A 15,331-nucleotide genomic window follows, 5' to 3' on the forward strand; every position below is an offset into this window, starting at 1 on the left:
CAAAAAATAGATATGAGAAATTTTCATAAATTTGTGGAGATAATAATTGATTCACCTCTTCAAGTTATGTTAAAAAAAGTGATTGTTCTATATGGTCTGCTGTTGATTTATTTTAATACACCGGGGCAACCGCAAGCTTTAAAACATGTTGGTGTGGAAGACGGCTTATCCAATAATTATATTGTCGACATTATTCAAGACGGTCAAGGCTTCATATGGATAGCGACAGAATCGGGATTGAGCCGTTTCGATGGTAAGAATTTTACGGTATATACCAAAAAAAATTCCAATATTGTAAGTAATGAGCTGAATACTTTGCTGTACGATCAGGAAGAAAACAAGATATGGATAGGCTCTCAGCGGGATGGAATCAGCATTTTTGACTGCGCCTCCCAATCGTTTACAGATTATACGGTAATGGAAGGTTTGATAACCAATGATGTAACACATCTTTCACATGCAGAAGACGGAGGGATATGGATAACCCACTATCATGTAGGCATAGAATATTATGATAAAAATACCCAACAATTAACCCGTTTTTTAAGTTCCGATATAGAAGGGTTGGAACTTCCGAACTGGTGCTCTTTCGATGATGGAAAAGGTAATTTGTATGTGGGGCATGCTTTTGACGGATTGAGTATTATTGATATAAAGAATAAAACGGCACGCAATATCCGCCATCAGCCCGGAAATCCCAAAAGTTTGCCGGGTAATGCTGTTCGCACCATATATATGGATTCTCAAAAAAATATCTGGATAGGGACCAATGAGGGATTGGCTTTATTTAACCCGCAGACTGATGAGTTTATTACCTTCAGGCATAATCCGTCCGACCCTCATTCTCTGGGCGCAAACTACATTTATGATATCAGGGAAATGAAGGATGCCACTTTGTGGATCAGTACCGACATGGAAGGAATCAGTATTCTCGATCTCAGTAATATTACCTTGCTCGATCCCAAAATGGTTACATTCAAAAATATATCCGTCACAAAAAACCATTACGGATTATCGTCGTCCAACGTCAGATCTTTGTTCCAGGACTCTTACGACAATATCTGGATAGGACATTACAGTCGGGGAATAGATTTTATCGGCAATAAACCTCCTGTTTTTCAAACACTTCTACATTCTACGGATAAATACAGGGATACCAACGAAAGGCAGATATGGGATATATACATGGATAGAGATCAGCAATTATGGGTTGGCTCCGAAAATGAAGTGATTGTCCTTCAGGATAATGAGATTAAAAGAACAATCAATATTCAACCTCATTTGTCAGGAATAAGTTCAAATGTATATATCAACAAGATAAAAAGTGACAGGAATGGCATTCTCTGGCTCGGATCAACTACCGGCGATATATTCCAGTTGAATCCGGATAATTATCAGATTAAAAATATACCTTTCGAAGGCCGGGGTGAATATGTCCGTGAATTTTATGAAGATCTCAATGGAAAAATATGGATCGGGACGGAAAACGGATTATATTCCTACCGAAGTGGAAAGATAGAGAAGGAAAACCACATTAACGACCAATTGGAAGATAAGATAATATACAATATTCTCCGCGACAGACAAGGCAAATTATGGATTGGCACATTTGGGAAGGGAATATTCATCTTCGACAATAACGACAATTTAGTGGATAATATCGTTGCAGATAAAGGATTTATTTCTAATGCCATTCATCATCTCTATATGGATTCCGAGGGTGGGGTATGGGTAGCCACCCGTAACGGAATGGCTTATTTTAAAGATACCACAGTGACGGGCCAATATGAGGTATATGATGAAAAACAGGGGCTTGAGAACTCTTATATCCGCGCTATCCAACAGGATAACCGGGGAAATATCTGGATCAGTACCAATGCCGGTATTTCCTTATGGGACGGTGAGCAATTCAAAAACTACAACCATCAGGACGGTACTCCTATCGGAGATTTTACGAATGGTGCTGCTTGTCTCAAGGATGACGGTACCGTGTTCTTTGGCTCACTCAATGGGGTCTGTTATTTTAACCCTGAAGAATTAACGAAAGAAAAACGGCAGGTTGTCCCCGTTCAGATAATAGAATGTCTGGCATTGAATAAACAAATAGAAAATTATAACAGGGAAATTCTGGTTCCTACGGCACAACACAGAATAGAGTTGCCTTATGATAAAAATTCTTTCAGGATCTCATTTTCCAGCCCTGATCATTCACAAAACCAGCAAGTAGAGTATGCCTACATGATGGAAGGCCTGGACAATACCTGGTATAATACACAAGATGAAAACCAGGTCGCATTCCGGAATATATCGCCGGGAGAGTACACATTTAAAGTAAAAAGCCGCCTGAAAAACCAGGAATGGGATGAAGTGAATATTGCCTCGATGAACTTTATCATCCATCCTCCCTTATGGCTTACCTGGTATGCCAAACTTTTATATGTAGTAACAGTCTGCATAATCATCCTCTACTTACTACGTTCCTATAAAAAAAGTGTCGACCTGAGAACATCACTTGAACTGGAAAGGAAAAACAGCCAGAATAAACAGGAACTAAACGACGAACGACTGCGTTTTTATACGAATATTACGCATGAACTCCGGACCCCGTTGACACTTATCCTCGGGCCTTTGGAAGATCTGGTACAAGACTCCGGATTAGCGCCGGTATATAGTAAGAAAATAGGCCTTATTCATGCCAGCGCCATACGCCTCTTAAATCTGATCAACCAGATCCTGGAATTCAGGAAAACCGAGACGCAGAACAAGAAACTTTCCGTGTCGAAGGGGAATCTGGCCAATCTGGTTGCCGAAATAGGATTACGCTATAAGGAGTTATCCCGGAAAGATAAAGTTGGAATCCATATTGATATAGATGACAAAAACAGGATACTCTATTTCGATGCGGACGTCATCACTACCATATTGAATAACCTTTTGTCAAACGCCATGAAATATACAGTGGAGGGTGAAATCCGCCTTTCGCTACGTTCGATCACGGAGAAAGACAATCATTATACCGAAATATCGGTTTCCGATACAGGTTATGGAATAGACACCGACGCTTTATCCCATATATTCGAGCGTTATTACCAGGCAAAAGGTAAGCATCAGTCCTCCGGTACGGGAATAGGACTTGCCCTTGTCAAATCATTGGTCGATCTACACGAAGGAATCCTGAATGTGGAAAGTACGGTTGGTAAAGGAACGCTGTTCAGGTTTCGTTTATTAACAGAAAACACTTACCCCTCGGCGAACCATGCGGAAGAGAAAACGGTTGATGATATTGTCGAAGAAGATCAGGATATCCAAAGGGAAGAAAGTGCGAATAACCATCCTGTAACGCTTATAGTAGAAGATGACGATGATATACGTGGATACATTGCCACGTCTTTGGAAAACGACTATCATGTGCTATCCGCCACAAACGGAAAAGAAGGATTAGATCTTGCGCGGAAACACATCCCTGATATTATCGTCAGTGATATCATGATGCCTGAAATGGACGGTATGGAACTTTGCCACACAATAAAAGAAGACATGCGTACCAGCCATATTCCGGTTATTTTGCTTACTGCGAAGGATTCTCTCTCCGATCAGGAAAAAGGATATGACAGCGGAGCCGACTCCTATTTAACAAAACCGTTTAGCGCCAGGCTATTACGAAGCAGGATAGACAATTTGCTGGAATCGCGCCGGAAACTGGCAGAGCAGATAAGCACATTCGCCAAGGGAACAGTAAGGCATGATAATAACTTAGCGGAAGAGCCTATAACGATCAGTAAACTGGACGAAGAGTTCTTGAATAAACTCACCGAGATTGTGGAGAATAATATTGAAATGGAAGACCTTGATATAGCCTTTATCAAAGAAAAGATGCATATGAGTTATTCTACCTTCTATAGAAAAGTCAAAGGGCTTACAGGGATAACTCCCAATGAGTTTATCCGGAAAATCAGGCTGAAAAACAGTTTAAAACTTCTGCTTTCCGGTTCCTATCAGATATCGGAAGTGGCATATATGTCCGGATTCAATGATGTTGTCTATTTCCGCAAATGTTTTAAGGACGAATATGGCATGGCTCCCTCAGAATATGCAAAATCGGTGAAATAATCACTCCTTGATTGATTTATCTCCCTTTTTTGATTAAATTTTGTTTTTATTCCTATGAATAAATACCCTATATTTGTACTTCATGATGTAAGAGGTAAATTATTATAATCACATAAAATACACATAAAAAATATGAGAAAAACATTTTCCTTTTTATTCGTATTAACTTTAGTTTGTATGAATTTATTCGCACAAGATGCTCCCGACTGGGAAAATCCGGAAGTTTTCGCCGTCAATAAAGAAAACACCCGGGCTACTGCGTTGCCTTATCCTTCCGAGCAACTGGCAATAGGAGATAATTATGACTCATCGCCCTACTACCAGTCATTGAACGGCAAGTGGAAATTCCATTGGGTGCCGAAAGTTTCGGAAGTGCCTGCCGGATTTTATGAAGAGAACTACGACATAAGCGGTTGGGTTGAGATGCCTGTACCGGGAAACTGGGAGTTCAACGGATACGGGATACCGATGTACGTGAACACTGGTTTTGGATTCAGGGTTAAGCCACCCCATATCGACAGGGAAGATTCACCCACCGGGGCTTACCGCCATGAATTCAATATCCCCGACAGTTGGGATGGCAGACGTATTTTTATCCATTTCGAAGGCGGCACAAATTCCATGTATGTATGGGTGAACGGACAAAAGGTAGGATATACACAAAATGCCAAAAGTCCGGCCGAGTTCGATATCACAAATTACGTAAGAAAAGGGAAGAACACGTTGGCCTGCCAGGTACATAAATTCAGCGACGGCTCATATCTGGAAGACCAGGATATGTGGCGGCTTGGTGGAATAAACCGTAGCGTTTACCTTTACAGTACGGCACAAACCCGTATTCAGGATTTCTTTGCCCATCCCGATCTCGATAAAAATTATAAAAATGGGGTGTTCAGCGTGGATATTACATTGAAAAACTATACTGATAATTTACACAATAACTCGGTAGAAGTTTCCTTATTGGACAAATCGGGCAAAAAAGTATTTTCCCGTAATCAGAAATCCGCTATTCCCGCAAATGAAACTACGGATATCACCCTTTCGGGGAATGTTTCCAATCCGTTGAAATGGACGGCTGAAACCCCTAACCTTTATACAATGCTCATCACGTTGAAGGACGGCAACGGCAGGATTATCGAATCCACGTCGCACAAAATAGGATTCCGTAAAATTGAAATCACAGACGGACAACTGTTTGTAAACGGAAAAAAAGTTTTTTTCAAGGGTGTGAATCTACATGAATTCAATACTAATACAGGGCAGGTGGTGACGCGCAAGGAGATGATACGTAACCTGCAATTAATGAAGGAACTCAATATAAATGCCGTCCGCACCTCCCATTATCCGCAACAGCCGTTATGGTATAAACTGTGTGATGAGTATGGCATGTACCTGGTGGATGAGGCTAACCTCGAGTCACACGGACTTGGATACGGTCCCGACAATGTTTCCAACTTCCCCGAATGGCATGCGCAACACATGGATCGTATTAAACGGCTTGTGGAACGCGACAAAAATCATGCGTCGGTCATCTTCTGGTCATTGGGGAATGAAGCCAGCAACGGGAAAGCCTTTTTCGATATGTATGACTGGGCCAAAGAGCGCGACAACAGCCGTCCCGTGCAATATGAACAGGCTTATCAAAGGGACCGGAATACAGACATTATCTGCCACATGTACCCCTCATGGGAAAATATGAAACGCGATGCGGCGAAAGATCTCGGAAAGCCCTATATCATGTGTGAGTATGCCCATGCCATGGGGAACAGCATGGGGAATTTCCAGGAATACTGGGACCTGATGCGTTCCAGCAAGAATATGCAGGGTGGATTCATCTGGGAATGGTACAATCACGGATATCCTGCCCATGACGACCAGGGACGTTTCTTCTGGGCGTATGGTGGTGACCTGAAAGGTTATGACAAGATGAATGACGGCAACTTCTGTATGGACGGTGTTATCAGCCCCGACCAGAATTATATCCCGCATACTTATATCGTTAAAAAAGTGTATCAGAATATCCTTTTTGAAGCAAAGGAACTGGACAAGGGAATTATTACGGTCATCAACGATTTCAAGTTCACAGACCTGACTCCCGAAAATTACAGTTTCAAATGGGTACTGCTGAAGAACGGGGAGGAATTCCAGGAAGGTTCTTTCAACGTATCCGTTGCGGCCGACAGCCGGAAGGATGTCAAACTGGATTTACCGGCTCTGAACAAAGAGGCAGGGGTAGAATATTTTCTTCAGGTATATGCTTACAGCAACCGGGCAACCGAATTCATCCCTTCCGGATTTGAGGTGGCTAAAGAGGAATTTGCGTTTAACCAGAATAATTACTTCGTTGCCGGAAATGTAAACGGGCAAATTGCCGTTGAAAAGCAGGACGATAAGATCATAGTCAAAGCAGCCGATCTCTCTTATGAGTTTTCATCGAAAGATGGACGTGGTCTGCTAAGCATGAAAAATAAAGGGCAGAATGTGTTCAGGGAACTACCCCGTCTTAACTTCTGGAGAGCGCTTACCGATAATGACTTCGGAGAGAACATGCAGTACAGCGCGCGTATCTGGGAATCGGCCGGATACAATACTATCTATAAATACAAAGGTTCGGAAGAGACCTCAGAAGGATTCAATGCAAAGTATGAAGTCAGACTGAGGGGCATAGAAGCCAAAGTGGATATTACCTACACGGTAAACAAAGATGGCAGCCTTACCACCTCGGCGCATTACAAGGCGTTGTCGGATGACCTGCCCGAAATGGTGCGGTTCGGCATGATAATGACCCTGCCCGGGAATTATAACGATTTCACATGGTACGGCCGCGGCCCCCATGAGAATTATGTAGACCGTAAGCACGATACATTCATGGGTATCTGGAGCGGGAAGGTGGAAGAACAGGCTTTTGCCTATTACCGTCCCCAGGAGACAGGGAATAAGACAGATGTACGCTGGCTCACATTAAAAAACAAAGAGGGTAAAGGTGTCAGGATTGACGGAACACAGCCGTTATCGGTAAGTGCCACGAACAACCGTCCCGAAGACCTCGATCCGGGCATGACCAAGAAACAGCAGCACTGGTCGGATGTGTTGCCCCGCCACGAAGTAGTCCTGTGCGTGGACCTGTTCCAGCGCGGTGTGGGAGGATTGCAGTCGTGGGGTGCCAAACCGTTAGACCAGTACCGGTTCATGGATAAAGAATATTCTTACAGCTACACGATTAATATAAGTGATTTATAAGGTGTTGGGATGAATATTGGGTGTGCCACCGGGGATTGACGTGGCACGCCCAATCTCCTTCCTCTTTTTATGCCACGGCTGCTTTGCCCGTGAAATGTGATTGAAATGTGATATGAACCGGCCATTGAGACTTGTAGTGGACACAAAAAGTGGTAGCCAAATCAAGTGTATTAGAGGTTTACGAGTAACTTGAATCATGGTGGAAGAATTCTTACTATCACCTACTTCTTCAGTACCTCACGGCATGGTCTTTGGGGAAGGGATCTCCCTGCCATGCTTTTTTTGTTGTCCACTCTTCGGCGGGAGAAGTCCAGAAGGAGTGATCGGCGGGCAAACCCAGCGGGAGAAACACCTCGGAAGTGAGGTACATGCTGCCGTTATTGGTGTACCAGTCCGCCAGGTCTGGCTGATGTCCGGCAAATCCCAACCGAAGGAATCCTCCTTCGTTGAAATTGCCTTCGTGCATGAACAGTCGTTTCATGGCGGCAGTGAGCGCGCTTCTGACCTGTCCTTCGGTCAGTTCTGCCGGCAGGAATTCTTTCCACGAAAGCATCGAGAGGGGTTGGAATACACCTAAACGATAGGTCATCGAACGTCCGAACAACGGGAAAGTCCCTTCGGGAGAAATAAAACGTTCCAGTATAATTCCGAAGCGTTGCATCCGCTTTTTCGCGGTATCGAGTTCTTTCTGTACTGCTCCCGGAGTTTTGTCCCTCAATGCCGCGTCCCTGTCGGCGAGTGCCTGGAGTACCTGCACATACATCGGTTGTATCACGTAGCTGTTGTAGTAGTCGAATGCGAAATGCTCCCCGTCGGAATACCATCCGTCGCCCACGTACCATTCGTCGATCTTTCGGATAGCACTGTGTATGCGGTACATATCGTACTGTGCCCCTGCTTTCATCAGGAAAGTTTCCACCATTGCCGAAAACAGGAGCCAATTGGTGTAAGGAGGATCTATACGGCGGAGTTGCTGGAATTCGGCGATATACCGCTCTTTGGTCACCTCGTCGAGGGGCTCCCATAACTGTTTGGGCGCACGCAGGAAGCTGCTGGCGATATAGGCGGCGTCCACCAATGGTTGTCCTTCATTTCGCCATAGCAGGTAATCGGGACTTTCGGGGTCCACCGCATGGGCATAACTCTTCAGTGCCCATTCGCGGAGTTGTTTCCTTTGTCTTCCTTCGATCGTGTCATCGTCGGGCAGGCTGAGCCATGGGGCTATTCCCGACATAAGCCTTCCGAAACATTCCATATAGGTAACGTCCTTGTCCCGTCCATCCCATGTGGGGCTGACTTCCACCTGCATATTTTTTTTCAGTTCGCCCTTACTCATATTCTCCAATACGGGTGCGGCAATCCGGTATGCCAATCCGGTCCAGTAAGCACGGTCATTTTCTGCCGTGTACGGGTAGGTCAATGAAATCGCCAACAACGATGATAAGAAAAATGATAATGTTCGTTTCATACGCTTATTCAGTTTAAATATTTCACCATTTCTGAGGCAGCCAGCAAGAAAGCGCCCACACCAAAATCGGCAGTAGTTTCGGCACTTACATTGTGCTGCGTGGCGCGTTCACCGATAGGTTGCACATATCCCACCTTGCCGTCTTCCTGCAATGCGATACGGGTCAGGTAACCCCAGGCCTTATCGACCATCGCGCTATACTCGTTTTTATCGAAGAAGCCGTTGTTTATCCCCCATAAATAGCCATAGAGGAAGAATGCGGTCCCGCTGGTCTCATAGCCGGCAGCATGGTCGGTATCGAGCAGGCTTCTCGACCAGTATCCCTCCTCCTGCTGGCAACCCGCAAGTGCTTTCGCCATGGCGTTGTACATGCTGATATATTCATCCCTGTGGGGATCGTTTCCGGGCAGATCCTGCAATACTTTCGCCAGTCCGGCAAATACCCATCCGTTACCACGCGACCAGAAATCTTTCTTTCCGCTATTGGTTTTATGGGCGGGATAGATGTATTTGGCATCCCGGTAAAACAGGCTGCTCTCTTCATCATACATCAGTTCCTTTGCAAAGGAAAAATATTCATGGAGTTTCTCAAGGTAGAGTTCATTTCCGGTTATATTATGGAGTTTGGTCATCACCGGCATCACCATATAGAGTCCGTCGGCCCACCACCAGTAATCGTTCTGTGGTGTGCCCATCTGGTATACCATCACCTCTTTCGCCCGCGCGATCTTTCTTTCGTCTTTGGTCTCATCCAGGTTATACAGGTCGGCATATACCTGGAAGCATATCTGCCAATCGCCGAAAAGCACAAAATCGTCAGACTCCCCGTACGAATATTTCCAGTTCTCCTTAATATCTGATTTGGCGCCTTTCCATTCGTTGTGCTCTGCCCATGCCTCGGAATATGCTTTGTATGTTTCGTTACCGGCCACTTCATACGCCGCCATATTGCCGGTATGGTAAGCCGCCCTGTGCCAGAAGGCATCGCCATGCTCCGGATTATTAGTTTGCCAGTAACTGTTTACTTTGTAAATAATGTCAATCACTTCTTTTGCTGTTTTATCAGATGTTTTGTTCTTATCTTTATCCGGACTGCATCCTGTAAAACAGGAAATCATTACCGGGAAGAATACCATTACAATCAAATTGTAAAACTTGTAGTTCATCGTTCAAAGAGTTTGTTTGTTAAAATAAAATGCAAAGATGTCATTAATCTTTGAAGATAAGGAAAACAGGGGCGGCCAATCCGGTCGCCCCTGTTGCTGAAAAAGTGGGTTGTTCTTATTACTCTTCCTTCTCCTGTGCTTCGTAGGCTTTCAACAGTTTGTCCTGTACATCGGAAGGTACCAGTTCATAGCTCGAGAATTTCATGGAAAAAGAGGCTCTTCCCCCGGAGATCGAACTCAGTGATGTGGAATAGCTGCTCATCTCTTTCAAAGGTACTTTTGCTTTCAGTTTCTCAAAGCCTTTCTCACTCTCCATCCCCATGATCATGGCGCGGCGTCCCTGCAGGTCGCTCATCACGTCACCCATGTATTCACCCGGAACGGAAACCGTTACGTCGTACACCGGTTCGAGGATCTTGGGCCCTGCATTTTTGAAGGCCGTACTGAACGCATTACGTCCGGCGAGCATGAAGGAGATTTCATTGGAATCTACCGGGTGCATCTTACCGTCGTACACAATCACCCGCACGTCACGGGCATACGATCCGGTAAGGGGGCCTTGCTCCATACGGGCCATGATACCCTTCAGGATAGCAGGCAGGAAGCGCGCGTCGATGGCGCCACCTACGATACTGTTCACAAATACGAGTTTACCGCCCCAATCGAGGTTGATCTCCTGTGTATCGCGGTTCTGCACTTTGTATTCCTGGCCGTTAAACCGATAGACTTCCGGTACGGTCATTCCTTCGGTGTAAGGTTCCACGATAAGGTGCACCTCCCCGAACTGTCCGGCGCCACCCGATTGTTTCTTGTGGCGGTAATCGGCACGTGCCGCTTTCGTGATGGTCTCACGGTATGGGATCTTGGGTTCCTGGAATTCAATTTCGATCTTGTCATTATTCTCCAACCGCCATTTCAGTGTCCTCAGGTGGAACTCACCTTGTCCGGAGACGATCACCTGTTTCAACTCCTTGGAGTTTTCCACCAACCAGGTGGGATCTTCTTCTTTCATGCGGGTAAGCGCTTCGCTCAACTTCTCTGAGTTCGATTCGTTGACGGCTTTGATGGCTCTGCGGTAACGTGGTTCCGGATAACGGATGAAGTCGAATTTGTTTTCACTATCTTTCGCGTTGAGGGTATTTCCCGTGCGCACATCTTTCAGCTTCACCGCCGCACCGATACTGCCTGCCTGTAACTCTTCGGCCTTGTTGCGGATCTGGCCTGCCACGGTGTAAAGTTGTACGAGGCGTTCTTTTGAACCGCGGTTGGCATTGACCAGGTCGTCACCTTCTTTCACAGAACCCGACATTACCTTGAAGTAGGAGACTTCACCGATATGGGGTTCGACCGTTGTTTTGAAGAAAAAGAGGCTTGTGGGAGCCGATACATCGGGTTTTACCTCCCGTCCTTCGCTGTTGAGAGGTGCGGGCACATCCAGCGGGGAGGGTGCCACCATGCTCAGGAAGTTCATGATACGGTGCACTGCCATATTCTTTTCGCCTGACGCACAGAAGAGCGGGAAAAGGTCGCGGCTGATCATTCCCTTGTGGATACCGTCGCGCATCTCTTCTTCGGTAAGTGAGCCCTGCTCGAAATATTTCTCCATCAGCCCTTCATCATTCTCGGCGGCGGCTTCGAGTAAAGCCTGGTAATATTCACCCGCTTTCTCCTGTTCACTGCCGGGGATTTCCAGCACGTCGGGGGCGGTGGCGCCCGGTTTCCATTTATAGAGTTTCTGTTTCAGCACATCTACTATCCCGTCGAAAGAGGTACCGCTGCCAATAGGATATTGTACCGGCACTACTTTGCTGCCGTATTGTTCTTTCAGGCTGGCAAGGGTATTGTCGTAGTCGGCTTTGTCATGGTCCATCTGATTCATCAGGAAAACGAGCGGCTTATTCAGGTGGTCCACATAACGGAGCTGGTTGACGGTACCCACTTCTACCCCGTTAGCCGCATCGATCAGCATTAACGCCATATCCGTGACATTAAGGGCGGAAACGACCCCTCCCACAAAATCATCCGAACCCGGACAGTCGATAAAATTCATCAGCTTCTCTTTCCACTCGTAAGAAAAAACAGTGGAGAAGACTGAATATCCATATTCCTTTTCTACAGGGAAGTAGTCACTCACGGTATTTTTTCCATCTACCGTACCGCGTCGTTTTATAAGACCACACTCGAAAAGCATGGCTTCCGCGAGGGTGGTCTTACCTGAGCCTGCATTGCCAATGAGGGCAATGTTCCTGATTTCGTTTGTTTTGTAAACTTTCATACGCCTATTTTATTTTTTATTGATGTGTATGTGTAATGTGCCAATGAGACTAAAAAAGACTTTGCCGCGCTGTAAATGCCGGCAAAGTCATGCTATCTGAAATAGCGTCGCAATATATAAAAAACGTGCGACAAATGGTGCTCTAATAGTTATGTTATATAACATATTCAGGATAAATAATGACCGGAATTGGGGAACAGGAAAGAGTAAACATTTTTTTCTACCGTTTGTTTATTTTTCAAACGTTTCAGGAAGGTAACTTCCGCCATGAGGATGCACGGATATATTTAAAAGAAAAAAGAATGAAAGATCGTTATTACAGTCAACCGGTTGAGGAGATATTGCAGCAATTGGAAGTTTCATCGGATAGGGGGCTCTCTGAGGAGGAGGTGCAGAAAAGACTTGCCAGGTATGGAGCCAATCAGCTCCAATCCAAAAAACAAAAAACTCTCCTGATAATGTTCCTTGAGCAATTCAAGAGCATCATGGTGGTTATTTTACTGATCGCCGCCATCATATCGGGAGTGATCGGCATCATGGAGGGTGAAGGTTTGGTGGAGGCTTTTGTGATACTTGCCATATTGGTCGTCAATGCGGTGATCGGAACGGTACAGGAAAAAAAAGCGCAATCATCGTTGGATGCGCTCAACAAGATGAGCTCACCCCATTCTAAAGTATTACGGGACGGACAGGTGACAGAGATCACATCCACTGACATTGTGCCCGGCGATATAGTCGTATTGGATACCGGTGATGTTATTCCTGCCGATTTGCGGCTGATAGAGGCCGTGAACATGAAAGTGCAGGAATCGGCCCTCACCGGAGAGTCGGTACCCGTGGAGAAGAGCCGGGAAGTGCTGGAGGCGAAAGACCTTCCTTTGGGCGACCGGGATAATATGGCTTTTTCTACCAGCACTGTGACGTATGGACGAGGAAAAGGTGTGGTGGTTGGTACCGGGATGGGGACCGAAGTAGGGAAGATCGCCCATATGCTTCAAAACACGCAGGATACGGAAACGCCGATGAGCAAACGACTCGGGCAACTTGGGAAAGTGCTGGGTTATGTAGCGTTGGGAATATGCGCCTTTATATTTATCATAGGCGTTTTGCACGGCAACCATTGGTTGGAGATGCTGATGATGGCTGTCAGCCTGGCAGTGGCGGCCATTCCTGAAGGATTACAGATTGTTTCCACCATTGTATTGGCTATCGGCGTACAGCGGCTGGTGAAGTTGAACGCTATCGTACGTACCTTGCCTTCTGTAGAAACTTTGGGGAGTGTCACGGTAATCTGTTCTGATAAAACCGGAACGCTCACGCAAAATAAAATGACCGTCGTGGAGGGATGGACAGGCGGCAACCGGATCGATTTCCGTAATCCGCCGCTTCCCTCAGAACTCGACAGCGATGAACAGATGTTGCTCCAATCGTCTCTACTCTGTACTGATGCGCATCTGAAGAAGTTGTCGGGCGGAGACCATGAGACTGCCGGAGATCCTACCGAAACCGCTATTGTGGATGCGGCACTCGGGTTGAAGATGGATAAGAATGAACTGGATAACCGTTTTCCCCGGGTGGAAGAGGTGCCATTCGACTCAGAAAGAAAAAGAATGTCCGTCATCAACCGTATAGAGGAAGGGCAATTCCGCGTAAACCTGAAAGGGGGATTGGACGAGGTGCTTGCAGTCTCTACATATATACTTATCCATGGAAGGGTGCGTTCCATTACGGAAGAAGATCGTGAGACCATTAGAAAGGAGAATCAACGGATGGCGCAGTCGGCATTACGTGTACTTGCCGTCGCCTATAAAGATATGGATGCTCTTCCTGAAGAAGTGAGCACGGAAACGGTTGAAAGGGAACTTGTCTTTGTGGGGCTGCTTGGTATGATCGACCCGGCCAGACCCGAGGTGGTAGAAGCGGTGAAAAAGTGCAGGACGGCCGGAATCCGCCCCGTGATGATCACCGGCGACCATAAAGTGACGGCAGTCGCTATTGCCGATGAGATAGGGATTTATAATGAAGGAGACAAGGCCGTCACCGGCACCGATCTGGAAGAGATGGATGACGGCACGCTTTATCACGACGTAGGGGCCTATTCGGTATATGCGCGTGTAGCCCCTGAGCACAAGGTGCGGATAGTAAAAGCGTGGCAGTCCCATAGTGATATTGTGGCGATGACGGGCGACGGGGTAAATGATGCGCCGGCACTCAAGCAGGCCGATATAGGCGTATCGATGGGTGTGGTGGGTACTGAAGTAGCCAAGGACGCCTCGGATGTGATCCTGACGGATGATAACTTCGCGACCATCGTGAGTGCGGTGGAGGAGGGGCGCCGTATTTACGACAACATCCTGAAGGCGATCCAATTCCTGTTGTCGGCCAATGTAGGAGAGGTATTGCTCATTTTTATCGCTTCAATTGCCAATATAGGTAATCCGCTGACTCCCATCCTTATATTATGGATCAACCTGGTTACGGACAGCCTCCCCGCCCTGGCGCTGAGTATGGATCCTGCCGATAAGGATGTGATGACCCGTAAGCCACGGGATCCCAAACAGGGATTCTTTACCAAGGGAATGGTCTGGAGAATAGGATACCAGGGAGTTACTATCGGTTTGATCTCTCTGGCGGCTTATATGATCGGCTTTAAGGATGGTGGTCAGCTTTTAGGACAGACCATGGCATTTGCCGTACTGGGCTTTTCGCAATTGTGGCATGTCCGAAATCTGCATTCCAACAGGCGTTCTTCTTTCCAAACAGGCATATTCAGTAACAAATCATTGCTCGGTGCAATTTTCCTGTCGGCACTTTTGCTCTTTGCCGTATTGGTAATTCCCGGCGTGATGGATATTTTTGGTGTAACGGCGATGGATGCAGCCCATTGGCTGTATGTCGGCCTCCTTTCGTTGGTGCCTATTGCGGTGGTAGAGTTAGTGAAACTGATGAGAATCAATCATAGCAAAGATGAATATTGAATCTTTGCAAAGGCTCCTTAAATAATACTTAAATTGCACAAATTGGTTTTTTTTGCGCAAAAAATCAGATATTTTTCGTATTTTTGAAATCCGA

General features: G+C 46.1%; 6 protein-coding genes. 3 read left to right on the plus strand and 3 right to left on the minus strand.

The window, feature by feature from the left end:
• The first annotated feature begins 66 nt into the window (after positions 1-66).
• Together ABV001_RS03980 and lacZ are read left to right on the plus strand one after the other, a co-directional pair.
• Positions 67-4,110: a hybrid sensor histidine kinase/response regulator transcription factor gene (locus ABV001_RS03980; RefSeq protein ID WP_352421632.1), complete on the plus strand. Its 4,044-nt coding sequence runs from the start codon at positions 67-69 to the stop codon at positions 4,108-4,110.
• A 177-nt stretch (positions 4,111-4,287) separates the two neighbouring features.
• Positions 4,288-7,350 carry a beta-galactosidase, LacZ type gene (gene lacZ, locus ABV001_RS03985; protein ID WP_352421633.1) on the plus strand — a complete coding sequence of 1,021 codons (3,063 nt, stop codon included), beginning with the start codon at positions 4,288-4,290 and terminating at the stop codon, positions 7,348-7,350.
• Positions 7,351-7,579: 229 nt separating this feature from the next.
• Here lacZ and ABV001_RS03990 read toward each other — a convergent pair whose 3' ends face one another.
• The 3 genes from ABV001_RS03990 to fusA2 all read right to left on the minus strand — a co-directional run bounded on the left by ABV001_RS03990 (position 7,580) and on the right by fusA2 (position 12,259).
• The gene (locus ABV001_RS03990; RefSeq protein WP_352421634.1) at positions 7,580-8,818 is read right to left on the minus strand and encodes a DUF2264 domain-containing protein; all 1,239 of its coding nucleotides are present in this window, start codon (positions 8,816-8,818) and stop codon (positions 7,580-7,582) included.
• Between the two features lie 8 nt (positions 8,819-8,826).
• Complete coding sequence (locus ABV001_RS03995; protein ID WP_352421635.1) at positions 8,827-9,984, minus strand: glycoside hydrolase family 88/105 protein; 1,158 nt, start codon at positions 9,982-9,984, stop codon at positions 8,827-8,829.
• A gap of 118 nt (positions 9,985-10,102) precedes the next feature.
• Positions 10,103-12,259, minus strand: a complete 2,157-nt coding sequence (gene fusA2, locus ABV001_RS04000) for an elongation factor G2 (RefSeq protein WP_352421636.1) — start codon at positions 12,257-12,259, stop codon at positions 10,103-10,105.
• Between the two features lie 302 nt (positions 12,260-12,561).
• Between fusA2 and ABV001_RS04005 the strand changes: the two genes are divergently transcribed.
• Positions 12,562-15,237, plus strand: a complete 2,676-nt coding sequence (locus tag ABV001_RS04005) for a calcium-translocating P-type ATPase, PMCA-type (RefSeq protein WP_352421637.1) — start codon at positions 12,562-12,564, stop codon at positions 15,235-15,237.
• The last annotated feature ends 94 nt before the right edge of the window (positions 15,238-15,331 follow it).

This window comes from Proteiniphilum sp., assembly GCF_040307845.1.
Taxonomy (GTDB): domain Bacteria; phylum Bacteroidota; class Bacteroidia; order Bacteroidales; family Dysgonomonadaceae; genus Proteiniphilum.